General features: G+C 40.2%; 28 protein-coding genes. All 28 read left to right on the plus strand.

Annotation, left to right across the window (positions count from 1 at the left end; all coding sequences use genetic code 11):
* Positions 1-13 precede the first annotated feature (13 nt).
* The 28 genes from HCJ55_RS09690 (at position 14) to HCJ55_RS09825 (ending at position 26,166) form a co-directional block, all read left to right on the plus strand.
* A complete protein-coding gene (locus HCJ55_RS09690; RefSeq protein ID WP_003722024.1) occupies positions 14-478 on the plus strand; it encodes a PTS sugar transporter subunit IIA in 465 nt (154 codons plus the stop codon).
* 56 nt (positions 479-534) lie between these two features.
* The gene (locus HCJ55_RS09695) at positions 535-816 is read left to right on the plus strand and encodes a PTS sugar transporter subunit IIB (RefSeq protein WP_003722023.1); all 282 of its coding nucleotides are present in this window, start codon (positions 535-537) and stop codon (positions 814-816) included.
* Positions 817-877: 61 nt separating this feature from the next.
* The gene (locus tag HCJ55_RS09700) at positions 878-2,149 is read left to right on the plus strand and encodes a PTS galactitol transporter subunit IIC (RefSeq protein WP_003722022.1); all 1,272 of its coding nucleotides are present in this window, start codon (positions 878-880) and stop codon (positions 2,147-2,149) included.
* A 36-nt stretch (positions 2,150-2,185) separates the two neighbouring features.
* Positions 2,186-3,238: a galactitol-1-phosphate 5-dehydrogenase gene (locus HCJ55_RS09705; protein ID WP_185502908.1), complete on the plus strand. Its 1,053-nt coding sequence runs from the start codon at positions 2,186-2,188 to the stop codon at positions 3,236-3,238.
* 1 nt (position 3,239) lies between these two features.
* A complete protein-coding gene (locus HCJ55_RS09710) occupies positions 3,240-4,271 on the plus strand; it encodes a zinc-binding dehydrogenase (RefSeq protein WP_070255231.1) in 1,032 nt (343 codons plus the stop codon).
* 194 nt (positions 4,272-4,465) lie between these two features.
* Positions 4,466-4,906: a ribose 5-phosphate isomerase B gene (gene rpiB / locus HCJ55_RS09715; RefSeq protein WP_185502910.1), complete on the plus strand. Its 441-nt coding sequence runs from the start codon at positions 4,466-4,468 to the stop codon at positions 4,904-4,906.
* An 8-nt stretch (positions 4,907-4,914) separates the two neighbouring features.
* Entirely contained in the window at positions 4,915-5,589 is a 675-nt protein-coding gene (locus HCJ55_RS09720) for a ribulose-phosphate 3-epimerase (protein ID WP_185517954.1), read from the plus strand.
* A gap of 33 nt (positions 5,590-5,622) precedes the next feature.
* The gene (tkt, locus tag HCJ55_RS09725; protein ID WP_185517956.1) at positions 5,623-7,638 is read left to right on the plus strand and encodes a transketolase; all 2,016 of its coding nucleotides are present in this window, start codon (positions 5,623-5,625) and stop codon (positions 7,636-7,638) included.
* Complete coding sequence (rpe, locus tag HCJ55_RS09730; RefSeq protein ID WP_185517958.1) at positions 7,635-8,279, plus strand: ribulose-phosphate 3-epimerase; 645 nt, start codon at positions 7,635-7,637, stop codon at positions 8,277-8,279. The genes tkt and rpe overlap by 4 nt, the downstream gene beginning before the upstream one ends.
* Positions 8,280-8,411: 132 nt before the next feature.
* Positions 8,412-8,891, plus strand: a complete 480-nt coding sequence (locus HCJ55_RS09735; protein WP_185517960.1) for a GNAT family N-acetyltransferase — start codon at positions 8,412-8,414, stop codon at positions 8,889-8,891.
* 14 nt (positions 8,892-8,905) lie between these two features.
* A complete protein-coding gene (locus tag HCJ55_RS09740) occupies positions 8,906-10,303 on the plus strand; it encodes a deoxyguanosinetriphosphate triphosphohydrolase (protein ID WP_185517962.1) in 1,398 nt (465 codons plus the stop codon).
* A gap of 192 nt (positions 10,304-10,495) precedes the next feature.
* Positions 10,496-10,909, plus strand: a complete 414-nt coding sequence (gene rpsL / locus HCJ55_RS09745) for a 30S ribosomal protein S12 (RefSeq protein ID WP_003720973.1) — start codon at positions 10,496-10,498, stop codon at positions 10,907-10,909.
* 30 nt (positions 10,910-10,939) lie between these two features.
* Entirely contained in the window at positions 10,940-11,410 is a 471-nt protein-coding gene (gene rpsG / locus HCJ55_RS09750; RefSeq protein ID WP_003753956.1) for a 30S ribosomal protein S7, read from the plus strand.
* Between the two features lie 65 nt (positions 11,411-11,475).
* Complete coding sequence (gene fusA / locus HCJ55_RS09755; protein ID WP_003724965.1) at positions 11,476-13,563, plus strand: elongation factor G; 2,088 nt, start codon at positions 11,476-11,478, stop codon at positions 13,561-13,563.
* Positions 13,564-13,670: 107 nt separating this feature from the next.
* Complete coding sequence (gene tuf, locus HCJ55_RS09760; protein ID WP_185480361.1) at positions 13,671-14,858, plus strand: elongation factor Tu; 1,188 nt, start codon at positions 13,671-13,673, stop codon at positions 14,856-14,858.
* A 244-nt stretch (positions 14,859-15,102) separates the two neighbouring features.
* Positions 15,103-15,888, plus strand: coding sequence for a hypothetical protein (locus HCJ55_RS09765; RefSeq protein WP_185517965.1), 786 nt, complete (start codon positions 15,103-15,105; stop codon positions 15,886-15,888).
* On the plus strand, positions 15,875-16,585 hold the full coding sequence (locus HCJ55_RS09770) for a hypothetical protein (protein ID WP_008948875.1): 711 nt from the start codon (positions 15,875-15,877) through the stop codon (positions 16,583-16,585). Before HCJ55_RS09765 ends, HCJ55_RS09770 begins: the two co-directional genes overlap by 14 nt.
* Before the next feature lie 73 nt (positions 16,586-16,658).
* Positions 16,659-17,336: a hypothetical protein gene (locus tag HCJ55_RS09775; protein WP_228464327.1), complete on the plus strand. Its 678-nt coding sequence runs from the start codon at positions 16,659-16,661 to the stop codon at positions 17,334-17,336.
* 11 nt (positions 17,337-17,347) lie between these two features.
* Positions 17,348-17,992 carry an ABC transporter ATP-binding protein gene (locus HCJ55_RS09780; RefSeq protein WP_185504343.1) on the plus strand — a complete coding sequence of 215 codons (645 nt, stop codon included), beginning with the start codon at positions 17,348-17,350 and terminating at the stop codon, positions 17,990-17,992.
* Entirely contained in the window at positions 17,989-18,471 is a 483-nt protein-coding gene (locus HCJ55_RS09785) for a hypothetical protein (RefSeq protein ID WP_185504344.1), read from the plus strand. Before HCJ55_RS09780 ends, HCJ55_RS09785 begins: the two co-directional genes overlap by 4 nt.
* Positions 18,472-18,625: 154 nt before the next feature.
* Positions 18,626-20,692, plus strand: coding sequence for a BglG family transcription antiterminator (locus HCJ55_RS09790; RefSeq protein WP_185517969.1), 2,067 nt, complete (start codon positions 18,626-18,628; stop codon positions 20,690-20,692).
* 193 nt (positions 20,693-20,885) lie between these two features.
* Complete coding sequence (locus tag HCJ55_RS09795; RefSeq protein ID WP_185517971.1) at positions 20,886-21,320, plus strand: PTS sugar transporter subunit IIA; 435 nt, start codon at positions 20,886-20,888, stop codon at positions 21,318-21,320.
* Positions 21,321-21,322: 2 nt separating this feature from the next.
* Positions 21,323-21,595, plus strand: a complete 273-nt coding sequence (locus HCJ55_RS09800; protein WP_185502921.1) for a PTS sugar transporter subunit IIB — start codon at positions 21,323-21,325, stop codon at positions 21,593-21,595.
* 26 nt (positions 21,596-21,621) lie between these two features.
* Positions 21,622-22,920 carry a PTS ascorbate transporter subunit IIC gene (gene ulaA / locus HCJ55_RS09805; RefSeq protein WP_185391922.1) on the plus strand — a complete coding sequence of 433 codons (1,299 nt, stop codon included), beginning with the start codon at positions 21,622-21,624 and terminating at the stop codon, positions 22,918-22,920.
* A 68-nt stretch (positions 22,921-22,988) separates the two neighbouring features.
* Positions 22,989-23,981 (plus strand): phosphotriesterase family protein, encoded by a 993-nt coding sequence (locus HCJ55_RS09810; protein ID WP_185517973.1) that lies wholly within the window; start codon positions 22,989-22,991, stop codon positions 23,979-23,981.
* Positions 23,982-23,993: 12 nt separating this feature from the next.
* On the plus strand, positions 23,994-24,743 hold the full coding sequence (locus tag HCJ55_RS09815; RefSeq protein ID WP_185517975.1) for a creatininase family protein: 750 nt from the start codon (positions 23,994-23,996) through the stop codon (positions 24,741-24,743).
* Complete coding sequence (locus tag HCJ55_RS09820) at positions 24,703-25,422, plus strand: KDGP aldolase (RefSeq protein ID WP_185517977.1); 720 nt, start codon at positions 24,703-24,705, stop codon at positions 25,420-25,422. The genes HCJ55_RS09815 and HCJ55_RS09820 overlap by 41 nt, the downstream gene beginning before the upstream one ends.
* On the plus strand, positions 25,423-26,166 hold the full coding sequence (locus HCJ55_RS09825; protein ID WP_070222821.1) for an SIS domain-containing protein: 744 nt from the start codon (positions 25,423-25,425) through the stop codon (positions 26,164-26,166).
* Positions 26,167-26,205 lie beyond the last annotated feature (39 nt).

The raw sequence follows: 26,205 nt of genomic DNA on the forward strand, positions 1-26,205 counted from the left end.
GGAGGATTTCGTAATGGATTTAGTACAATTTTTGAAAAAAGGAATGGTTTGGGTTCAATCGGATATCGAGAAACAAGAGGACCTATTCCAAATGGTCGCAGAAAGTGGAAAGTCTGAAGGGTATGTGACGGATGACTTTTTAACGAGACTAACAGACCGTGAACAAACCTTTCCAACGGGGCTAAAATTAGATGGATACGGCGTGGCATTACCGCACACGGATCCAGAATGCGTTACGGAACAATTTATCGCCGTAATCACTGTGAAAGATGGCATTCCATTTAAATTAATGGAAGATGCTGGTCAAACGGTTGAAGCGAATTTGATTTTCGTACTTGGACTAAACGAACCTCACAGCCAGCTCGCGGTACTTCAGCAATTGATGGGGACGATTCAGGATAAAGACAATGTAGCCGCATTACTCAGAGCGAAAGATGAAGACGAAGTAAAACAAATTTTAGAAACAATTGCCGTTTAAAAAAACAGGAAAATTAGCCGCGGAAAATCGCAGCAATTAATTAGGAGGAATTTATCATGGGACAATTTAAAATTTTGGTAGCTTGTGGAGCAGGAATTGCAACATCGACAGTAGTAACGGACAGAGTAGAGCGTTTGGTAAAAGAAAACAACGTGGATGCAGAAGTAAAACAAATTAAAATTTCCGAAGCAGCATCCATGCAAGACGGAGCGGATTTAATCGTATCAACAACTATTTTACCAACAACATACAAAATCCCAGCTATTATTGCAACTTCTTATATCACTGGTATGGGTATGGAAGAATTAGACGAAGAAATACTTGCGCACCTTAAATAAAAGGCTGCGCAAGGGAGTTTAGAAATCATCATTAAACAGAGAAAAAAGGAGGAAATATTAAATGGATACACTTCTGTCAGGAGTACAGTATGTTTTAAACTTGGGGCCTACAGTTATTTTGCCTATTATGATTTTCTTTATTGCATTAATTTTCCGAGTACCAGCAAAGAAAGCGCTTCGTTCAGCGATTACGATTGGTATCGGGTTTGTAGGTATTAACCTTGTTATTAGTTTACTATCTAGTAACTTAGGTCCGGCAGCGCAGCAAATGGTTGAGCGTTTTGGACTGAATTTAACAATTATTGATGCAGGTTGGCCAGCAGCAGCCGCAGCTTCATGGGCTTCTCCAGTTGCAGCAATTTTAATTCCAATCTGTTTGGTAGTTAACTTAGCACTTATTTTCTTCAAAGTTACGAAAACACTTGATATTGATATTTGGAACTACTGGCATTTCATCGCAGCAGGTGCGACTGGTTATATCGTAACTGGTGGTAACTGGTGGTTCGCGATTCTTTGTGCGATCATCTATGAAGTTGCTGTTCTTTGGATGGCAGACAGAACACAACCTATGGTAGAAGAATTTTACGGCTTAAAAGGGATCTCCTTACCAACAGGTTCTACAGCAGCATTCGGTTTCATCGGTATTCCGGTTGGTTGGCTAATCGCTAAAATCCCTGGTATTAAAAACATCCATGTAGACCCAGAAACTATTCAAAAACGTTTTGGTATTTTCGGGGAACCAATGATGATGGGTCTTATTCTAGGTATTGCAATCGGTATTCTTGCAGGTTATGACGTTGGGGCAGTTGCACAACTTGGTATGTCCATGGGTGCGGTAATGTTCTTAATGCCTCGTATGGTTAAAATTTTAATGGAAGGTTTAATTCCAATTTCAGAATCCGCTCGTGAGTTCATGAAATCTCGTTTCAAAGGCCGCGAACTTTATATCGGTCTTGATGCAGCACTTTCTATCGGTCACCCAGCGAATATTTCTACTGGTTTAATCCTTGTTCCAATCACTCTTTTCCTAGCTGTTATCATTCCTGGTAACAAAGTACTTCCTTTTGGTGACTTGGCAACTATTCCATTCTACGTATCATTCGTAGTAGCATCTCGTAAAGGTAACATTCTTCACTCCGTTTTAGCTGGAACTGTAGTTATTGCACTAGCGCTTCTTATGGCAACTGACTTCGGTCTTGTTCATACAGAAATGATGAAAGGTGTTTACGAATTCCCTAAAGGAGCAACACAAGTTAGTACACTTGATATGGGTGGTAACTTCTTTAACTGGGTTATTCTTAAATTCTCTCAAGCTTGGGCAGCTATTTTCTAAGTTTTGTCTTAATGATATAGAAGAGGTGATAGTAACATGAGAGCAGCTGTGTTATACGAGAATAATGTAATAAAAGCAGAACAAATTGATGAAGCGACTTGCGGGAAAGACCAAGTTCGTGTCGAAGTAAAAGCCGTTGGTATCTGTGGATCAGATATTCATAAAATGCAAACGCGCTGGAAATATCCACTGCCTGCTGTAATGGGACATGAATTCGCAGGTGTAATTACGGAAATTGGTAGTGAAGTAACAAATGTAGCTATTGGTGACCGGGTTGCAGGGATTCCACTTGAGCCTTGTATGGAATGTAATTATTGTAAAGCAGGCGATTTCGCGCTATGTGATAACTACCGGATGGTGGGGTCACATTTCCATGGTGGATTTGCGGAGAATGTTGTCATGAAAGCCGACAATGTGATTTCTATCGGCGACCTTGATTTTGAGGAAGGTGCGATGATTGAACCACTTGCTGTATCGATGCACGGGGTACTTGGTATTCAGCCGAGACTTGGCGATACGGTCATTGTCTTCGGAATTGGAACCATCGGGATTTTAGTTGTACAATGCTTACTTCTTGCAGGAGTGAAAGATATTATCGCGGTTGACATTAGTGATAAAAAATTAGCAGACGCGCGGGAATTTGGTTGCAAATACACCATCAATCCAAAAAATGAAGACTTAAAAGAACGCGTCCTCGCTTATACAAATGGTCTTGGAGCTGATATCGCGCTCGAGTGTGCTGGTTCAAAAATAACCCAAGAACAATGCTTACTTGTAACGAAGAAAAAAGGTAAAGTTGGTTTTCTAGGAATAGCTTACGCAGATGTACTTTTACACGAAGAAGCTTTTGAAAATATTTTCAGACGCGAATTAACGCTTAAAGGTTTTTGGAATTCTTACTCGGCACCATTTCCAGGTGAGGAGTGGCGTACGTCGATTGAATTCGTGAAACAAGGTCGAATTAAACTGAAACCACTAATTTCGCATCGTTATAAGCTAGAAGAAACGAAAGAAGCATTTGATATGATTCTTTCCAGAGAGCATGATTATAACAAAGTGATGATATTGCCGCAGAAAGGTGACGATTAATTTGAAAGCAGTAGTAAAAACAAACCCCGGATATGATCAAATGGAGCTAAAAGATGTGGAAGAACCACAAGTTTATGGCGACAAAGTAAAAATCAAAGTAGCATTTACAGGTATTTGCGGATCAGATATCCATACGTTTAAAGGAGAATACAAAAATCCAACAACTCCCGTCACACTTGGACATGAATTTTCTGGTGTCGTTGTAGAAGTTGGGCCAGATGTAACGAGTATCAAAGTGGGAGACCGTGTCACAAGTGAAACAACTTTTGAAACTTGTGGAGAATGTATTTATTGTAAAGAACATGATTACAATTTATGTAGCAATCGTCGCGGCATTGGTACGCAAGCAAATGGTAGTTTTGCAGAATTTGTTTTATCTCGCGAGGAAAGTTGTCACGTGCTTGATGAACGGATTTCACTGGAAGCAGCAGCACTGACAGAACCGCTTGCATGTTGCGTGCATTCGGCGCTTGAAAAAACAACGATTCGTCCAGATGACACAGTACTTGTTTTCGGACCGGGTCCAATTGGCTTATTACTAGCTCAAGTCGTGAAAGCGCAAGGGGCAACGGTGATTATGGCAGGAATTACCAAAGATAGCGATCGTCTACGTCTAGCGAAAGAACTTGGAATGGACCGAATTGTCGATACCTTAAAAGAAGACTTGGCAGAAGTTGTGCTAGGAATGACAGATGGTTACGGAGCGGAACGCGTATTTGATTGCTCAGGCGCAGTACCAGCTGTAAATCAAGGATTACCTCTAACGAAGAAAAAAGGCGATTTTGTTCAAGTAGGACTTTTTGCCGAAAAGAAAAATGCGATTGACGAAGAATCTATTATCCAACGTGAAATTGCTTATATTGGCAGCCGCTCGCAAAAACCATCTTCTTGGATTTTAGCGCTCGACTTACTAGCAAATGGCAAAATCAATACGGATAAAATGATTACCAAAGTATATGGTTTAGATGACTGGCGCGAGGCTTTCGAGGCAGTTATGGCAGGTAATGAAATTAAAGTATTAGTGAAATCTTAATAATGGAGGATGGGCTGTATGAAAAAACATCAAAAAAAGGATAACCGTGCAAACGAATCCAAAGCTTCTCGGGCTCAGATGTTTTACAGTAGTCATCCTTAGAAATGAGCCGAGAACATATTCGCGTATGTTCTCGGTTCCATTTCATTATAAGACGTTAAAAGAAAAAAATCTATTAATGAAGGTGAAATTAAATGAAATTAACAATTGGTTGTGACCACGGCGGACGTAGACTAAAAGATGCCATTGTGAAACATTTACGTGAAAAAGATATCGAGGTCGTTGATATTGGAACATATACGGACGAAAGTGTTGATTTTCCGTCTTATGCAGAAGAGGTTGCGAGCCAAGTGGTGAGTGGGCAATCTGAACTCGGCATCCTATGCTGTGGGACTGGAATCGGGATGAGTATTGCGGCGAATAAAGTCGATGGAATCCGTGCTGCGGTTGTTTCGGATGCTTTTTCAGCGCGTGCGACTCGGGAACATAATAATAGCAATATTCTCTGTCTTGGTGAACGCGTCATCGGTGAAGGACTAGCGCTTTTACTTGTTGATACGTGGCTTGAGGCATCTTTTGCAGGTGATCGCCATAAACGCCGCTTGGATAAAATTACTGAACTTGAAAGAAAGTGAGGATGAAAATGAGGAAAATAGCCGCTTCAATTATGTGTGCAGACCAACTACATTTAGGTGATGAGCTCCAGCGCCTCGAATCTGCTGGCGTGGAACTACTACACTGCGATGTGATGGACGGTGTATATGTGAATAATCTTGCACTCGGTCCGGAATATTTGGAAATAGTGCGAAACAATACAGAAATCCCCCTAGACATACATTTGGCTACTATTACCCCACTTAAATATATTGACATGTTTGGCCCTGTGAAACCGGAATACATTTCTTTTCATGTCGAAGTAGCGGAAGATGTATCAGAAGTCATCCGAAAAATCCGCTCTTACAATGTCAAACCATCCATCGCGATAAATCCGGAAACCCCCATTGAAGCCATTTATCCTTATTTAGATGATGTGGAAATGGTGTTGATGATGACTGTAAATCCAGGTTTTGCGGGGCAGAAATTTCAAACAGACGTATTACAAAAATTGGATGATTTAAAGGCGAAACTAGCTGGAAAAGTCCATGTGCCGCTCATCGAAGTGGACGGCAATATTAATAAAGAGACAGTGGGCTTGATGCGCGACTGTTTACCAGATATTTATGTACTCGGAACATCGGCGCTTTTTCATAACCGAGATAAAACGAGTTATGCAGAAAGACTGGTACACATTTGGTCCGACGTAGAAAAACATGTGTAAAAAAGCACAAACAATTTAAGGGAGATGACCGTTTTGAAAAAAACATTAGATAGACAAGCAGTGGACACGATTCGTTCGTTATCGATTGATATGATTGAGAAAGCAAATTCAGGACACCCGGGAATGCCGATGGGAGCAGCACCAATGGCTTACATGCTATTTGCGAAACATTTAGTGTTTAACCCAACCAACCCAGAATGGTTTAACCGCGACCGCTTTGTTTTATCAGCAGGACACGGTTCGGCACTACTTTATAGCATGCTTCATTTATTTGGCTATGATGTGAAAATGGAGGACTTAAAACAGTTCCGTCAGTTAGATAGTTTAACACCCGGACATCCTGAATTTGGTTGGACTGCTGGGGTTGATGCAACGAGTGGACCACTTGGACAAGGGATTGGTATGGCTGCGGGTATGGCGCTTGCGGAGTCGCATTTGGCGGCACAGTATAATCAACCGAATTATCCAATTGTAGACCATTATACGTATGCGATTTGTGGTGATGGGGACTTGATGGAAGGCGTGGCATCAGAAACAGCCTCACTTGCAGGTCATTTAGGACTTGGAAAATTAATCGTATTATACGATTCGAATGATATTTGTTTAGATGGCGATTTAAGTGCGACGTTCAGCGAAAATGCAGCAGACCGTTTCCGCGCATACGGCTGGCAAGTTTTACGCGTAGAAGATGGTAACAATTTAGCAGCTATTCAAGAAAAAATTGTCCAAGCAAAACTAGAAACATCGAAGCCAACGCTGATTGAAGTGAAAACCGTCATTGGTTACGGCGCGCCAACAAAAGCAGGCAGCTCCGCAAGTCATGGTGCTCCGCTTGGTGAAAAAGAAGCAAACGGCGCGAAAGAACATTATGAATGGGCAGAAGAACCTTTTACCGTGCCAGCAGAAGTTCGTGATTATTTAAGAAATTACAAAGCGCGCGGGGAGAAACTAGAAGGCGCTTGGAATACCATGCTCGCTAATTACAAAAAAGAATTCCCAGAACTTGCGAGTCAATTAGACCGCGTGTTAGCGGGAGAAGTAGCTGCGGATTGGAATGCCAATTTACCAACTTTCGAAGCAGGCACCAATGTCGCAACACGCTCCGCATCTGGCAAAATGATCAACGCGATTGCAGCTGAATTACCGGAACTTTTCGGGGGATCCGCTGACCTAGGTTGCTCAAATAAAACCTTTATCGATGCGAGTCCAGCGTATAGCATCCAAGACCCAGCTGGTAAAAATATCTGGTTCGGCGTGCGCGAATTTGCGATGGGAGCAATGTTAAACGGAATGGCACTTCATAGCGGTTTACGAGTGTTTGGCTCCACTTTTTTCGTCTTCTCAGACTATGTGCGTCCAGCAATGCGAATGGCTGCTTTAATGCAACTTCCAGTAACATATGTATTCACGCATGACAGTATCGCTGTTGGTGAAGACGGCCCGACACACGAACCAATCGAACAATTAGCCTCGCTTCGTGCCATGCCAGGCCTAACAGTTATCCGTCCAGCTGATGCCAAAGAAACCCGCGCTGCTTGGGAAATTGCCGCAACCAACACAAGCGGCCCAATCGCACTTGTATTATCACGCCAAGACTTACCAGTACTCGAAAATGCCCAAGAAGAAGTAGATGCAGGCGTAGAAAAAGGAGCGTACATCGTAGCGCCAGCAACTAGTTCCAAACCAGACGCCATCATTATCGCAACGGGTTCCGAAGTGTCTCTTGCAATCGAAGCGAAACGCGAACTTGCGAAAAAAGATCTAGACGTTTCCGTTGTAAGTTTATCCAGCTGGGAACGCTTTGAAAAAACAACCGATGCGTATAAAGAAAGCATTTTACCGAAAGAAGTGACAGCGAGATTTGCGATTGAAGCCGGAGCAACTTTTGGTTGGAAAGAATTTATTGGATCAGAAGGCGATATGCTAGGAATCGACCATTTTGGCGCATCTGCTCCAGCGAAAGACTTGTTTAACGCTTATGGATTCACTCCTGAAAATGTGGCGGATCGCGTCGAAGCTGTAATTGCGAAAGCCGGTGTGCGCGTATGACATTCGTAGCGCCTTCTTTACTTGCAGCTGATTATATGAACATGGCAAATTCCATTAAAGAAGCAGAAAATGCAGGAGCTGACTACCTTCATATCGATGTGATGGATGGCCATTTTGTGCCGAATCTGACATTTGGAATCGACATGGTCGAGCAAATCAGCAAAACAGCGACTATTCCACTGGATGTCCATCTAATGCTCTCAAACCCAGAAAACTATATTGAAAAATTTGCCGCAGCTGGTGCATACATTATTTCCGTGCACATCGAAGCCGCACCGCACATCCACCGCGTCATTCAACAAATTAAAGCAGCAGGTTGTAAAGCAGGAGTCGTGCTTAATCCAGGAACTCCGGCGAGCATGCTGGATGCTGTTTTAGCAGATATAGATTTAGTCTTACAAATGACAGTCAATCCCGGTTTTGGTGGACAAGCATTCATCGAGTCAACCACCAAAAATATGCGCTATCTGGATAATTGGCGCCGTGAAAACCACGGTAGCTACGTTATCGAAGTAGATGGCGGCGTAAATGCTGAAACCGCAGAGAAATGTAAACAAGCCGGCGTGGACGTCCTTGTTGCTGGATCTTACTTCTTTGGAGCGGCAGATAAAGCAGCTTGTATTCAAGGCTTAAAACAATAAAACATCCCAAAAAACTAGGTCGCCTAAAAAGCACCTAGTTTTTTATATTATATAGTAGATATTTTTTTAATTGATACATCCATCGCTCTAGCTTATACTTAAATTAATACGACAACGCAAAGGAAGAGATATATGACACAACTCACATTTCGAAACGCGACAGAACAAGACACGAAGCTAATTCTTCGTTTTATTACAGAACTCGCAACACACGAAGGCATTGAAAAAGATGTGGTAGCAACGGAAGCCGGTTTACAGAAGGCCCTTTTTCAAGAAAAAGCAGCCGAAGTAATTATCGCCGAATACGAAGACGCGCCAGTTGGTTTCGCACTCTTTTTCCATAATTTTTCCACATTACTTGGCAAAAAAGGTTTGTACTTAGAAGATCTTTACATCATTCCAGAAATGCGCGGCAAAAGTTTTGGGACGCAGTTTTTCAGCTATTTATCCAAACTTGCCTTAGAGCGAGATTGCGGCAGATTTGAGTGGTGGTGCTTGAATGAAAATAAATCAGGCATGGACTTTTACGAAAAAATTGGTGCAGAAAAAATGTCGGAATGGACCGTACATAGGCTCACTAAAGCCGAAATGGAAAAACTAAGCAACTTATAAAGGATGGGATTTAAATGAAATGGGATAAACTATTAAATGACAAACGCCGCCGCGAATCCGGTGTCACTCGTTCAAAAAACACCGACGTACGTAGCGCTTTCGAAAATGATTTCCAGCGCATCGTCATGAGTGCATCATTTCGCCGTTTGCAAGATAAAACCCAAGTATTCCCACTAGAAAAAAGCGATTTTGTGCGAACACGCCTAACCCATTCAATGGAAGTAAGCACCATCGCAAAATCAATGGGAAACATGGTTACACACACGATTCAAGAAGAAAACCTAGATGAAGAATTTACAAAAGAGCACGCAGATAAAATTCCGGAAATCCTTGCTTGTGCAGGATTGTTACACGATATGGGGAATCCGCCGTTCGGCCATTTTGGTGAAGAAAGCATCCGCGAGTGGTTCCGCGACAATTTAGCAACCATCACTTACAAAAATAAAAGCCTAGCTGAAATCCTGACACCACAAATGAAAGAAGACTTTTACTACTTTGAAGGTAACGCCCAAGTGCTTCGTGTAGTCTCAAAACTACATTATCTTTTCGACCAATACGGCTTAAACCTAACATTCGCCACTTTAAATGCTGTTATCAAATACCCAGTTTCTTCTTTAAAAGTAAATAAAAAACAAATCAAAAGCAAAAAACTAGGCTATTTTTACGCGGATGAATCTCTTTTTAATGAAATAACAACTGCAACAGAAGCACTCGATAACCGCCATCCGCTCACTTACTTGCTTGAAGTGGCAGACGATATCGCGTACCTAAACGCCGACCTAGAAGACGGTGTGAAAAAAGGCATCGTCAACATTACGCAAATCTTAAAAGGTTTTGAAGAAGTAGAAGAGCACAATAAAGTCACTGCCGCATGCTACAACGAACTCAAGAAAAAAAGCGAGCGCTACGAAGGGCAAGAAGAAAGTTTCATCGTACAACAATGGCTAGCATCGAACGTCCGCGGTCAATTAATCAATCGCTCACTTGAAGTGTTTTACGCGAACTACGACGCAATCATGGCAGGCACATTCAACGACTCACTCATTGATGCATCAAGTGCTGAACAACTCGTTCATATTTTACAAAGCCTGTCATTCACGTATATTTACCAAGATAAAGGCATCGTTGAATCCGAAATCGCCGGCAATGAAATTATCTCCAAATTGCTCGAAACGTTCATCCCAGCAGTGATCTACTACGATAGCGAAACACCAGAACGCCAAACAGCCAAAGACAAACGCCTACTAACCTTGATTTCCGACAACTACCTAGGCTGTTACCGCAAAAACGCAGAAGGCGAAAGCGAAACAATGAAACTATACCTCCGCCTGCTACTCGTAACAGATTTCATTTGCGGCATGACCGACAGCTACGCGAAGGATTTATATCAACGTTTGAATGGACTAAGCTGATTCACTAAATTTCAAGTAACACCTTGACATCTAAACCTCAAGGTGTTACTATATTCAAGGTGCCTCTACTATAAACAGAGGTCTGAAAATAAAACAGCGTTGTAGGTCGAACTTACAGCCATTTTATTTTACCGAAAAAATGAACCACCTGGATGTGTGGAACTACTAAATAAGGAAGGAGGAATTTATCCCATGCCTACAATTAACCAATTAGTACGCAAACCTCGTCAATCTAAAATCAAAAAATCTACATCACCTGCTTTGAACAAGGGCCTAAACAGTTTTAAAAGAGAACTAACAGACGTTAACTCTCCTCAAAAACGTGGCGTATGTACTCGTGTTGGTACCATGACTCCTAAAAAACCTAACTCGGCGCTTCGTAAATATGCCCGTGTACGTTTGAGTAATGGTATTGAAGTAACAGCTTACATTCCTGGTATTGGTCACAACTTACAAGAACATAGTGTTGTTCTTATTCGTGGTGGACGTGTAAAAGATTTACCAGGGGTACGTTATCATATCGTTCGTGGAGCGCTTGATACAGCTGGTGTTGAAAATAGAGGACAAAGCCGTTCTAAATACGGTACGAAAAAACCTAAAAAATAATACTTATAAAATATGAAAGGAGGATATCCGATGCCTCGTAAAGGTCCTGTTACTAAACGTGACGTGTTACCAGATCCGATTTATAATTCGAAACTAGTAACTCGTTTAATTAATAAAATGATGGTTGACGGAAAACGTGGAAAGTCTCAAGCTATCCTATATTCCGCATTCGATATCATTGCACAAGAAACTGGTAAAGATCCGATGGAAGTATTTGAACAAGCTATGAAGAACATTATGCCTCTTCTTGAAGTTAAAGCTCGCCGTGTAGGTGGTGCTAACTATCAAGTACCTATCGAAGTACGTGCTGACCGTCGTTCTACTCTTGGTCTTCGTTGGTTAGTAAATTATGCTCGCCTTCGTGGAGAAAAAACAATGGAAGTACGTGTTGCTCGCGAAATCATGGATGCTGCCAATAATACTGGTGCTTCTGTTAAGAAACGCGAAGATACACACAAAATGGCTGATGCTAACAGAGCGTTCGCTCACTATCGTTGGTAAAAAAATCACTAACAAATTCCAGGCGTATTGCCTGAAAAATTGTTTTATGGAAGGAGAAATACAACATGGCTAGAGAGTTCTCCTTAGAAAAGACTCGTAATATTGGTATCATGGCCCACATTGATGCGGGTAAAACTACCACTACTGAACGTATCCTTTTCTATACAGGGCGTATTCACAAAATTGGTGAAACCCATGAAGGTGCTTCTCAAATGGACTGGATGGAGCAAGAGCAAGAACGTGGTATTACTATCACTTCTGCTGCGACAACAGCTCAATGGAAAGGCTACCGAGTAAACATTATCGATACACCTGGACACGTAGATTTCACAGTTGAAGTTGAACGTTCGCTTCGTGTACTTGATGGTGCTGTTGCGGTTCTAGATGCACAATCTGGTGTAGAACCACAAACAGAAACAGTTTGGCGTCAAGCTACTACTTACGGGGTTCCTCGTGTAGTATTCGTCAACAAAATGGACAAAATCGGCGCAGACTTCCTATATTCTGTAGGTACTTTGCATGAACGTTTGGCTGCCAATGCGCACCCAATCCAACTCCCAATCGGGGCCGAAGATACATTTGAAGGTATCATTGACTTAATCGAAATGAACGCGTTGTATTACGAAGACGATTTAGGAAATGACCCTCATATTAAAGAAATTCCAGCTGATCTGAAAGACTTAGCAGACGAATACCGCGGTAAATTAGTGGAAGCAGTTGCTGAACTTGACGAAGAGCTAATGATGAAATACCTAGAAGGCGAAGAAATTACAAAAGAAGAACTTAAAGCTGGTATCCGTAAAGGAACACTTAACGTTGAGTTCTATCCTGTAGTTTGTGGTACAGCATTCAAAAACAAAGGTGTTCAACCAATGTTAGATGCAGTACTTGATTACCTTCCAGCACCAACAGATGTTCCAGCTATTAACGGCGTATTGCCTGATGGAGAAGAAGCTGCTCGTCACGCTGATGATTCAGAACCATTCTCTTCCCTAGCATTCAAAGTTATGACTGACCCTTATGTTGGACGCTTAACTTTCTTCCGTGTTTATTCCGGTACTTTGAATTCCGGTTCATATGTACAAAACTCGACTAAAGGTAAACGTGAACGTGTTGGACGTATCCTTCAAATGCACGCTAATCACCGTGAAGAGATTTCGATCGTATACGCTGGTGACATCGCTGCTGCCGTAGGACTTAAAGATACAACTACTGGGGACACTTTATGTGATGAAAAAGAACAAATTATCTTAGAATCCATGGAATTCCCAGAACCAGTTATCCAAGTAGCTATCGAGCCTAAATCGAAAGCTGACCAAGATAAAATGGGGCAAGCTCTTGCGAAACTAGCGGAAGAAGATCCAACTTTCCGTGCTGAAACTGACCAAGAAACTGGCCAAACTCTTATCTCCGGTATGGGTGAACTTCACCTTGACATCCTTGTTGACCGTATGAGACGTGAATTCCGCGTTGAAGCTAACGTTGGTGATCCACAAGTTTCTTATCGTGAAACATTCCGTAAATCTGCTCAAGTTGAAGGTAAATTCGTACGTCAATCCGGTGGACGTGGACAATATGGTCACGTTTGGATTGAATTCGGACCAAATGAAGAAGGTAAAGGATTTGAATTTGAAAATGCAATCGTTGGTGGGGTTGTTCCACGTGAATACATCCCAGCTGTACAAGCAGGTCTTGAAGGCGCACTAGATAATGGTGTACTTGCAGGCTACCCACTGATTGACATCAAAGCAAAACTTTACGACGGATCTTACCATGACGTCGATTCCAATGAAATGGCCTTCAAAGTGGCTGCTTCAATGGCATTACGTAATGCTGCTAAGAAATGTGATCCTGTAATCCTTGAGCCAATGATGGCTGTAGAGGTTGTTATCCCAGAAGAATACCTTGGTGATATCATGGGTAACATTACTTCCCGTCGTGGTCGTGTAGATGGTATGGAAGCTCGCGGTAACGCTCAAGTTGTTCGCGCATTTGTACCACTTGCAAACATGTTTGGTTATGCAACTCACCTTCGTTCAGGTACGCAAGGTCGTGGTGTATACACTATGCAATTTGACCACTATGAAGAAGTTCCTAAATCTATTGCTGAAGAAATCATTAAAGCTAATGGTGGAAACAACAAAGAAGATTAATTGATTTTTTTCGCAACATCAAGTATAACTTTAGTTAGAAGTATTGCTTAGTTTAATTTAAGCTAAGTAAAAAATAATTATCGAATTATCGAGGAGGATATTTTAAAATGGCAAAAGAAAAATTTGACCGCTCTAAACCCCATGTTAACATTGGTACTATTGGACACGTTGACCATGGTAAAACAACTTTAACTGCTGCAATTACAACTGTACTTGCTAAAAAAGGCTATGCTGATGCACAAGCTTACGACCAAATTGATGGTGCTCCAGAAGAAAGAGAACGTGGTATCACAATCTCTACTGCTCACGTTGAGTACCAAACTGACAGCCGTCACTATGCACACGTTGACTGCCCAGGACATGCCGATTACGTTAAAAACATGATCACTGGTGCTGCACAAATGGACGGAGCTATCTTAGTAGTATCTGCTGCTGATGGCCCAATGCCACAAACTCGTGAACATATCTTACTTTCACGTCAAGTTGGTGTTCCATACATCGTTGTATTCATGAACAAATGTGACATGGTTGACGATGAAGAATTACTAGAATTAGTTGAAATGGAAATTCGTGATCTATTAACTGAATATGAATTCCCTGGCGATGACATTCCTGTAATCAAAGGTTCAGCTCTTAAAGCACTTCAAGGTGAAGCTGACTGGGAAGCTAAAATTGACGAGTTAATGGAAGCTGTAGATTCTTACATTCCAACTCCAGAACGTGATACTGAAAAACCATTCATGATGCCAGTTGAGGATGTATTCTCAATCACTGGTCGTGGAACAGTTGCAACTGGACGTGTTGAACGTGGACAAGTTAAAGTTGGTGACGAAGTAGAAGTTATCGGTATCGAAGAAGAAAGCAAAAAAGTAGTAGTAACTGGAGTAGAAATGTTCCGTAAATTACTAGACTACGCTGAAGCTGGCGACAACATTGGCGCACTTCTACGTGGTGTTGCTCGTGAAGATATCCAACGTGGTCAAGTATTAGCTAAACCAGGTTCGATTACTCCACACACTAACTTCAAAGCTGAAACTTATGTTTTAACTAAAGAAGAAGGTGGACGTCATACTCCATTCTTCAACAACTACCGCCCACAATTCTATTTCCGTACTACTGATGTAACTGGTATTGTTACACTTCCAGAAGGTACTGAAATGGTAATGCCTGGTGATAACATTGAGCTTGCAGTTGAACTAATTGCACCAATCGCTATCGAAGACGGTACTAAATTCTCTATCCGTGAAGGCGGACGTACAGTAGGCGCTGGCGTTGTTTCTAACATCAGCAAATAATATCTGATACGATTCAAACCGACAAAGTCATTTGGCTTTGTCGGTTTTTTTGTATGCAAAAATTAAAAAGTGATTTCTAAAGAATTTGTTTATATTTCTGAAAAATTAGTTATATACAATTTTTTTGAACTATGCTATATTTGTCACATACATAGATGACATACATTAGGAGAGAGAAAATGAAAAAGAAATTAAATATATTAGGATTAACAGATCAACTGATTTATCGGGAATGGAATTTCAAATGAGTCGATTTTTAAAAATAGAATTTAGCCGTGTTTTTAAAAGCAAATCATTTCTTGCTGCTCTTGCACTTGGATTACTTATCGTGATAATACAGCAAATAACTACAGCGCGCTATTATTCCCCGACAGAAGAAAATGTGTTTTTATATTTAACTGGTTACGATACAACGGGACTTGGGACAAATATTTATTACTTATTGTTACCATGTTTAGTAGCTTTAGCTGGTGCAGATTTATTAGGTGAAGATCGGCGTAGTGGTTTAGATATATTTTCGCGAATAAGAGGAAATGATAAACAGTATTATTTTTCGAAGAGTATCGTTGCTTTTGTTTCGGGTGGAATCGTATTTTGTTTACCTTTAATTATGGAGCTTTGTGCATTAATGTTAGTGTATCCATCTACGCCACTTGATTATTTTGCATCAGAAGTACCGGTTACATATGGTGCGATGTTTTCGAATATTTTTTATAACAGTCCGCTTATGTATGAGATGATATTTCTTGTAATGGGCTTTGTTTATGGAGGATTGTTTGCTTTAATGGGGATTTTAGTATCCTTTTTTAGCTCTAGCAAATACGTGGTTTTATTGAGTCCGCTAGCTATATATTATGGTGTGTGGGTTGTGTTTTCGTTGATTGGCTATCCAGAGTTTAGTCCGTTTGGTTTCTTAACTCCAAAACAAGGTTATCCCTTAAATTTCCATATTATTTGGATAGAATTTCTACTTCTTTTAGCAGCGATAATTATGGGGATTATTTGGAGCGTGAAAAATGAAAAATCATAATTTGGTTCGGTTGAATTTTGATTTTGAAAGAAGAAAATATTTACTGCTTTTATTGATATTTGTTTTTATAATTGTATCACGCTTGTTGTACGCGAGAAATGGTGGGACAGATGTCCTTTACATTGTACAAACTTCCGTATCAGTTGAGGTTCTTTTTATATTTTTAAGTCCGTTTTGTTTATGGATGAATCAACTACTGTATTTTCAGCATAGAGAATTTGCTGTCGTTCGGATTAAGAGCAAATATACACTTTGGAAAGTCAATACAACTGTTATTTTGTGGAATGCTTTTCTGCTGGCATTACTGACCAACATCTTAAATTATGGAAGTAGTGTTATGGATAGCGGAATAGAAATAAATTCCCAAATAGTACAAATTTATATATATTCATTTATTTTATTTGGATTAGGTTTAGTGCTTGTAGGTGTTTTACAGAATATACTACTTGTTATTACAAGTAATAAGGCAATTGCTTTTTTTGCAGTATTTCTGGTATTTTTCTTTGATACTAGCACAATCAAATTGCAGCTACTTTCCAATCTTTTTATAGTGAATCCTACTGACCTTACTGATTTGTTGTCTTTTGTTGGGCGAGTTTTCTGCTTGGTTGGTGGTATTACCGTTTTATTTTTAATAAGTTGGTTTATTACAGAGAAAAAAGATATGTTTCGAGCCTCAAAAAAGAAGGTGCGTTAATATGTGGTTATTTTTTAAACGGGAGATATTATGGTTCCTTCAAGGGAATAAATTGAAAATAATAGGCTTGGGAATGCTTTTGGTATTAGCGATTTTAATAAATGTCGTTAATACAAAAAATGCATCGGGGACGATAGCAGATGTGTTTCTGGGCTTTTTAAAACAGGATAATGGGGTGGGAAATCCGCTCACAAGTAGCTTGAACTGGATTATCATTCAAAGTTTGCCAGTTTTTCTATTTGGAAGTTACTTTTATAAGGAATTGTTTGCGCTAGAGGAATTTATTACTATTCGTTTTAATAATAGAATACTGCCCTTTCTTTCCAAAGTTTTATTAATTATTACGCTGATGTTGGTTTATTATTTAGTAATTATTGGATTAGTGCTGTTTGTTAGTTTTCTTTTTGGTATTCGTTTTGATGTGCAGCCGGCTCTATTATTTACAGATTTAAATATGCCGCTCTATGAAATTGGTGTACGCTTTTTCGTTGGAGGACTGGCGCTTATCATGTTGCAATTGTTGCTTTCTATAATAATTAAGCCATTTTATGCTATCACAGTAGTGCTTATTATTATCGTAACTAATTGCTTTATTACAAACATTTGGATTATCGGAAGCGTTTCGAATGTTGCTGGATTTACCGATGTAAATAATTGGCTGTTATTAAGTATTCAATTGGTATATATTATTTTGGCGATGCTCATTGGCGGAAATATTTATCGAAAGACAGATTTATATAAACTAAACTAGGGAGAATATCGATGAATTATATAAAAGTTAATCATTTAACAAAAGTAATCAACAACCATACTGTTCTAGATGATATTGATTTTGAATTAAAGCAAGGTGGGATTTATTCGTTTATTGGTCATAATGGCTCTGGGAAAACGATGCTATTTAGGGCGCTGTGTGGATTTATTGCGCCAACAAGTGGTGAAGTTACAATTAATGGCGTTAATATTAGTAAAACTAAATCTTTTCCAGAAAAGACGGGAATTATTATTGAGACGCCGGGATTTTTAGCTAATTATACAGGTTATAAAAATTTAGAATACTTGGCTTCTATTAGAAATCAAATAGGTGAAAAGGAGATACTTGCTGCGTTAGAAAAAGTTGGCCTTGCTGGAAAAGAAGATTTGAAAGTGAAAAAATATTCACTTGGAATGAGACAACGACTTGGTATTGCTCAAGCTATTATGGAAGATCCAGATTTACTAATATTTGATGAACCAACAAATTCCCTAGATAAAGCTGGCAGTCAGAGTTTTATTGACTTGATTTTAGATTTAAAAGAAAAAGGAAAAACGATTTTATTAGCAAGCCATCATATTGCCGATATTGATGGAATATCAGATGAAATATTTGAAATGGAAGCAGGTCAGATAATAAATAGGAGAAAAGCATGAAAAAAATAATTGGCGGAGTCTTAATTGTTCTATTAATAGGCCTATTTGCTTGGCGCGTGTATGATGTAAATGCTAATTCTTTTTCATATGAAAATAAAACACACGCAGAACAGGAAAAATTTCAAATGGGAACTGCAACAGTTAGTTTTGGAAAAGCATTTGTTGTGAATGATGCTGATATAAATAAGTACGCGACAAAAAATTATTTTAAACAAGAAAATGATGCTCTTTTGCTTGTTCAACTAGAGTCTACAGAAAAAGATATTAGGATTTCTGATTTTCAGCTAGGGTATAAAGAATTTGTAACTTTGTCAGATACTACGGCGTCGAGCTATGAATTCGAAGACGGGGTATATAAACACTTGGTGGGGTTTAATATACCTAAAGAATTATTAGCAAGAAACAAGACATTTACCCTGGTCACTCCGAGTAAATATTGGAAGAATGGGGCAAGGGATGTTGTGGACATTAGTTTATAAAAAGTAGCATGATTCAAACCGACAAAGTCATTTGGCTTTGTCGGTTTTTTGTATACCAAAATAAAAATATACTTGAAAAATATCACATTTTCGCATAACCTTAATGTAGACATATCTTTTTACCTTCTAGACCGAAATCAAGGAGGTAGGCCAAGTGGTACAATTTGATGCTCGAAATATGGCGTTACTCGAATCGCTCGTCGTGGCGAATGTATATCTTGCACCTGAGAAGTTACAAGAAGAGCTAGGCATTTCCAAACGAACACTTCAATATGATGTGGAAAAAATTAATAAAGAATTAGATAATATAGGACTTGATGGCATTCAATCTGTGCGAGGGCAAGGGTATTATTTATTAGAAGAAGAAAAATCAACAATGAAAGAAATTCTTGAAAATAGGGAAGCGAGCCACAAAGTCTTTTCAGCTAGTGAACGCCGCATCCGTATTTTATTTTTTCTGCTCGTAACAGATGCGCGAGTGATTATTGATACGATTAATGAATGCAATGAAGTTAGTCGCAACACCAGTTTACAAGATATTAAGCAATTAAAATTAGCGCTAAAACAGTTTAATTTAGAGCTTATCTATGATCGGAAAAATGGCAATATGGTTCTTGGTGATGAACGTAGTATCCGCCAATTTTTCATTCATTACTGCATGAATAACGAAGAAATCGCCACCGCTGACCAATTGCTCGATTTAATGAAAATTAATCCGATGATAAAAAATCAGGAGCTATTTCCCAATTTGGATACGATTTTTGAAATTTTAGCTGTGACGGAGAAAAAAATCGGGATTCGTTATACGGATGAAGTTATTGAGCGCATTGGTATTATGATTTTCTTCTTTAAAGAGCGGATGAAGCGTGATTGTTATTTAAATGAGAAGGAAGAACATGAGGTGGAATCTTTTGATATTGCGCAGGAAATTTATGAGCAATTGCAGCAAACGGAGGATTTTTCAATCAACCATGCGGAAATTACTTATTTAGGTAAACTTTTGCTGGGGGCTAGTCGTTTGAATGATGATGCGGCCGCTACAGGAAAACTTGATATTATTGTTGAGAAAATTATTGCTGAATTTGAACGCCTTGCCTGTGTGAATTTTGAAGATCATCGCAATTTGAAAAAAGATTTATTGCTGCATTTACAGCCAGCTTATTATCGGCTTAAATTCCAAATCGAATGGATTAATCCGCTGCGTACTGACATTAAACAAAGTTATAGCGACGTTTATGAGATTACAAAAAAATCACTAGAACCTCTGGAAGACTTGCTCGGTGAAACAATTCCGGAAGATGAAGTAGCTTACGTGACTATTTTGTTCGGCGGCTATCTTTCGCGTAAAAATAATACATTAGTTGAGCGCAAAAAGCTGTTAATTGTGTGCTCTAAAGGCGTCGGAACTTCGCGGATGATTGAACGTCAATTATCGCAATTGCTCGGCGAACGGGTAGAAATTTTAGAGCCAATTTCGATTCGTGAATTTGAAAAAGGGCTGTACGCGCCAGACTTTATCGTTTCTACATTACCAATTATGGAACCGAAAGCGCCAGTTTTCATCGTGAGTCCAATTTTAACCGAAGCTCAGAAGCAGCAATTAATGAAGGCAATTGCGCCACACATTTTACAAAAAGATTCAGACGCGCGCATGTTGTCGTCGGTGTTAGACGTGGTGGATCAATATGCCAAAGTGGAAGACCGTGAAAAATTGGCAGCTAAACTAAAATCTGTTTTATTCCAAGTGCAATCAGATAGCCAATTAGAAAGATCACCAACACTTGAAGAACTTTTACCGAAAGAACGTATTGCTTTTCAAGAAAGTGTGGCTGATTGGCGTGAAGCTATCCAAGTTGCTTCGAAATCGCTACAACAAGAAGGTTATATCTCGAGAAACTATCAGCAGGCGATGATTGAAAATATTGAGAAACTAGGCCCATACATCGTCATTGCGCCGGGGATTGCACTTCCGCATGCTTCGGTAGACGACGGGGCATACCGTGTCGGCATGAGCTTGCTACGGCTGGATAAGCCAGTTTCATTTTCAAGTAAAGCGAAGGATCAGGTCAGATTAATTATTGTGCTCGCTTCCATTGACTCCTACACACATATTAACGCGCTGAGCCAACTCACTAATTTAATCATGAAACATCACTTGCTTGAGCAGATTGAACAGGCAGAGTCAGCAGCAGAAATTGCCGCAATGTTAACAATAAAATAAGAGCTAAAGCCAGTGTGGTATTAAGTTGCCGCGCTGGCTTTTTTGTATGCCCGCTAACAACGAAATGTAACAGTCTATTCTTTGCACTTTCGAAAAGAAAGGAATTGGGCTTTTTTAAACGGGAGCGCTACAGCTATAATAAGAGTGTAAGTTATTGATAGCGCTATCAATCAGTTAGAAGGGATGAAGAGATATGTCTTTTTTGAATAAAGAGCTTGTGAATCTGCATGGAACAGCCAAAAACGCTGACGAAGCTATCGTGCAAGCTGGAGAATTATTAGTGAATGCAGGTTATGTGAGCGAGCAGTACGTTGAAAAAATGGTGGAATCTTATCATGAAAATGGTGCGTACTTTGTCATTGCACCTCAAATAGCAATTCCTCATGCAAGACCAACTGATGGTGTGGAAAACTCTGCAGTGTCACTTGTCGTACTAAAAGATGGTGTGAATTTCGGACACGCCGCAAATGATCCTGTGCGATTAGTATTCGGACTTGCAGCAACTTCAAGCGAGGCACATTTAAAAGTCATTCAAAAAATTGTCTCCTTGCTTAGTAACAACGAGAACATTGAAAAAATGATTCATTCAGAAGATTATCAAGTAATTGGAGAATTAGTGGAGGGATAATAATGAAAATTTTAGCAGTGTGTGGACTTGGTCAAGGGACAAGCTTAATTTTACGAATGAATGTAGAAACAGTTTTACGTGACATGGGAGTGGACGCAGATGTGGAGCACATTGATGTATCCGCAGCTCGCTCGATGAACGTTGATATTATCGTGACAAGCCAAGAACTAGCAGAAACGCTTGGAACAGATACAGGCGCCAAAGTAGTCATCGTCAACAACTATTTTGACAACGCCGAAATTAAAGATGCATTATCTGCAGCAATCAATAGTTAAATAAGACAAAAAAAGGTGGGAAAAAAATGGAGATTATTACGTGGATTGCCAATAACTTTTTTGGAACCCCAGCCATACTTTTAGGTTTTATCGTACTTCTCGGGTTACTTTTACAAAAGAAAAATTTAAGCCAAGTTATTAGCGGAACTTTTAAAGCTATTATCGGATTCTTAATTATCAACGCTGGTGCGGCTGTTATTACTGGTTCCCTAGGGATTTTTGAACCGATGTGGAAAGAGGTATTTGGACTAGAAACACCGCCACTTGCAGGATTTTTAGGTCAAGAAGCTTTTAATGCAAAATTTGGTAGCGCGGTAACACTTGCGATGACACTTGGATTTTTAGTCAATGTATTATTAGCAAGATTTACACCATTTAAGTACATTTATTTAACTGGTCATATGATGTTCTGGACAACGACAATTTTTGCTGGAATTACTGTGCAAGCGGTCGGCGGAGATATTCCGTTTTGGGGGCTTGTACTATTCTTAGCAGTAATCATGGGTCTTTACTGGACACTCCAACCAGCGATTACACAACCATTTTTACGTAAAATTACTGGGAACGATAATGTCGCATTAGGTCATACTTCTTCCAGTGTAGCGATTTTATCTGCTTTACTAGGGAAAGTATTCGGAAATAAGAAAAATGATGCTGAACATATTAACTTACCGAAAAAATTAGAGTTTTTGCGTGACTCGAACGTTATTACCGCTCTTACAATGGGGATTCTGTTCGTAGTTGGTGCAGTAATTCTGATGGTGAAGAAAACACCGGGAGCAGAAAAACTTATTGCCGAATCTGGGAATCAAAGTTTCATCGTTTACTCGATCGTTCAGTCCTTTACGTTTGCAGCGGGTATCGCCATCGTTCTTGTAGGTGTGCGGATGTTTATCGGTGAAATCGTACCAGCCTTCAATGGTATTGCAACAAAACTTGTACCGGGTGCGAAACCAGCACTGGATGCGCCAATCGTTTATCCTTATGCACCAAACTCCGTAATTATCGGTTTCGTGGGTGCGTTCATCGGAGCGATTATCTGGTTAGTAGTACTTGGAAATACAGTTGGCTACGTATTTGTGCCAACGATGATTGTTCTCTTCTTCCACGGGGCAGTTGCTGGAGTATTCGGTAACTCGACTGGTGGGGTTAGAGGTGCCTTGATAGGGGGATTCTTAACAGCTACAGTTGTCGCTTGGGGTCAATATATTATGGTTACCTTCTTTATCAATACGACGGTTCCAGATACAGCGATGTGGGCAGCCGACTCAGATATGTTTATCCTCGGACCAATTGTCAGCATGTTAGCGAAGTTATTCTTTTAAGTAAAATCAAAACCTCTTCCTTGTCTAGCATTCAAGAGGAAGAGGTTTTTTGAAAGGAAGTTTTAAAAATGAGTTTTATTCGTACTTTTTATGGAGATATTGCCCCAGATCAATTGGGCTTCACTTATTCACATGAGCATATTGTCTGTGTGCCGGCTTACTGGCAAGAACGAGATGCCGACGATTTACTTTTAGATGATAAAGAAAAATCGCAACTAGATGTACAAGATTTCGCAGACTTAGGCGGGAAAACGATTGTCGATGCGACCGCGGTTGATTACGGCAGACGCGTGCTTGATGTAGCGCAAATTTCCAAAGAAACCGGCATTCAAATTGTTGGGACAGCGGGATTTAACAAAAGCTTCTTATGGGATGGGAAAATTAAGCCAGAGCTGAAACCAATCATTGGTGATTTTGAAACCTATTATGAATGGATTGAAAATACTTCAACGGAAAAACTAACGGATTTTGTTGTAAATGAAGTCGAAAATGGGCTTGAAGGAACGCCGTATAAGGCCGGTCAGGTGAAATTTGGAACGGGCTACAATATGATTACACCTTTGGAGGAAAAGACGATACGCGCGGTTGCACGAGCACATCATGAGACAAAAGCACCGATACATTCCCATACAGAAGCGGGAACGATGGCGCTCGAGCAAATCGAAATTTTAAAACAAGAAAATATCCCGTTAGAATATCTATCTATTGGGCATATGGACCGCAACCTCGACCCGTATTATCATAAGCAAGTTGCAAAAACAGGCGCATTTATGTCATTCGATGGCATTGCCAAAATTAAATACGCACCAGAAAGTGCCCGAATTGCCGCGATTCTTTACTTGGTTTCAGAAGGATTTGAAGATCAAATTTTAGTTAGTGGCGATACTGCGCGAAAAACATATTATAAACATTACGGTCACGGCCCAGGACTCGAATACATCGCCAAAAAATGGGTACCACGCTTTATCGATGAAGCAAACGAAAAAGGCTTTGACGGAGAAAAATTAGTCAAAAAATTCTTCGTGGATAACCCAGCTAGATGCTTTACATTTAAAAAATAGGAGGCGAAATCTGTGTTATATGCAGATGAAAATTCATTTGATATTGGCGCGAAAATCACGAAAACAAAACCAGTCATTTTGCCAATAGGTGCTGTTGAAGCGCACGGACCACATTTGCCATTAGGGACAGACAATATTTTAGCGTCAGAATATTCTGCGAAAATAGCGGCGGAAACAGACGGATTCGTGCTCCCGGTATTACCGTACGGCCAAGTTTGGAGTTTGCAGGATTTTCCGGGAAGTTTGACATTATCGAATGAAACGGTCACCAAAGTAGTCGTGGAAATCGGTGAAAGTCTTTATAAACAAGGGTTCCGGCTGTTTGTGCCAGTGAGTGGACACCTTGGAAATATGGCGGCGCTCAAAGATGCTGCGCGCGAGCTTTATGCAAAATACCCCGATATGATTATCCTGCACATTTTTTACCCGAATATCCAAAAATTAGCAATGGATGTGCGCGAAGGAACAGCCAATCACCATACGTACATTCATGCTTGTGAAATTGAAACATCACTCATGCTCTATTTATCCCCAGAAAATGCCGATATGAGCCGTGCAATTGATGATCCGCCAGTTTTACCAATTGATGCGGATTACACCCCAACCCCGTGGCAAGCCTTCACCAAGACAGCGGTTTTAGGAGAAGCAACTTTAGCGACGGCAGAAAAAGGCGAATACTTGATTGAAAAAACGTTAAAAACATGTGTGGAGTTGATAAAGCTTGAACAAGAAAAAATTCGAAAATCTACCGAAATGGAATAATTTTGCGCTATTTAATTTTTTAGCGAAAGATAAGGAAAATAGCCAAGAAGTCATGGAAGCAGCGCATGGTTTTGCAGTGCCGGGAATCGTTGCAACAAACTATGAAACGGCAGAACAAGCGGCCGATGTGGTTAAAGAACTGCAAACTACAGCAGCAGTCGTGAGTGTTGGGCTTGGTGGTGGCGGCGACTGGCAAAACTGGCGTGATGTGCTTCATATTGCTCGTCTTGCCCCAAATAGTCATATCAACCAACCAATCGAAACAGCGGGATTAACAAATGATTTGCTCCCAGAAACCTTCACCAATGCGCTCGTTCGACCAACCGGAAAAGTCGGCATCGTCAAATTATCTTCCGGCGACGAAATCACAGCCGAAGAAGCTGTCAATTACTGCCTATCTGCCAACATCCCATCGATTAAATTTATGAGCATCGAAGGCACAAAATATTTAGATGAACTAATTTATTTAACAAAAATCGCGGCTGAAAAAGGCATTTACGGCATTGAGCCAGCTGGTGGAATTGGCGCCGACAACATCCTTGAAATAACAACCGCCATCCAGTCAACTGGCATTCCGTTTTACATGCCGCATATTTTCGGAAAAACAATTGATAAAGCAACTGGCCGAACGAAACCAGAAGAAATCGCGAAAATTTTTACAGCTTTGGAGGGGAAATAAATGATTAATAATTATATTGATATTACGGTTCGTTTATTAGAAAATATTCTCGATAATGAAGCAGATTATGTAAAAGAAGCGGGTGCCAAAGTAGCTGAGTCCATCGAAAACGACGGTGTTATCCATTTATTCGGCTGTGGGCATTCCCATATTTTAACAGAAGAAGTGTTTTATAGAGCAGGCGGATTAGCGGCAATTCATCCAATTTTACACGAACCGTTAATGCTCCACGAAGGTGCCGCGGCGTCTTCTGTGCTTGAACGAAAAAATGATTATGCGAAAACCTTTATGGCGGAGGAAGATATTCGGCCGGGGGATGTCATGATTGTGTTATCCACATCTGGACGTAATCCTGTGCCAATCGATGTAGCAGAAATTGCCCGCGAAAAAGGCGCTTTTATCATCGTGATTACCTCTCTGCAGTACTCTGCCAGCCAAAAATCACGCCACGTATCAGGAAAACGTTTATCCGATACAGGTGATATTGTGATTGATAACGGTGCTGTTAAAGGCGACGCAGTACTAAAATCAGCCAACTTCGATATCGCCTTCGCGCCAACATCTACCGTAACAGGCGCAGTCATCTTGCAATCGATTTTTGCTGAAGCGATTGAAAAAATGGTAAAAGATAATTTCACACCGCCCGTATTTATTAGCGGAAATGTCGAAAATGCTGATGCGCATAACCAAGCACTTGTTGATAAATATAACGAACGTATTCCGCTTCTTGGAATGAATTTATAAAAGTAGCTTCCCTAGGGATTTTGTTTCCCTAGGGTTTTT

This window comes from Listeria marthii (assembly GCF_014227425.1).
In the GTDB taxonomy this organism is placed as follows: domain Bacteria; phylum Bacillota; class Bacilli; order Lactobacillales; family Listeriaceae; genus Listeria; species Listeria marthii.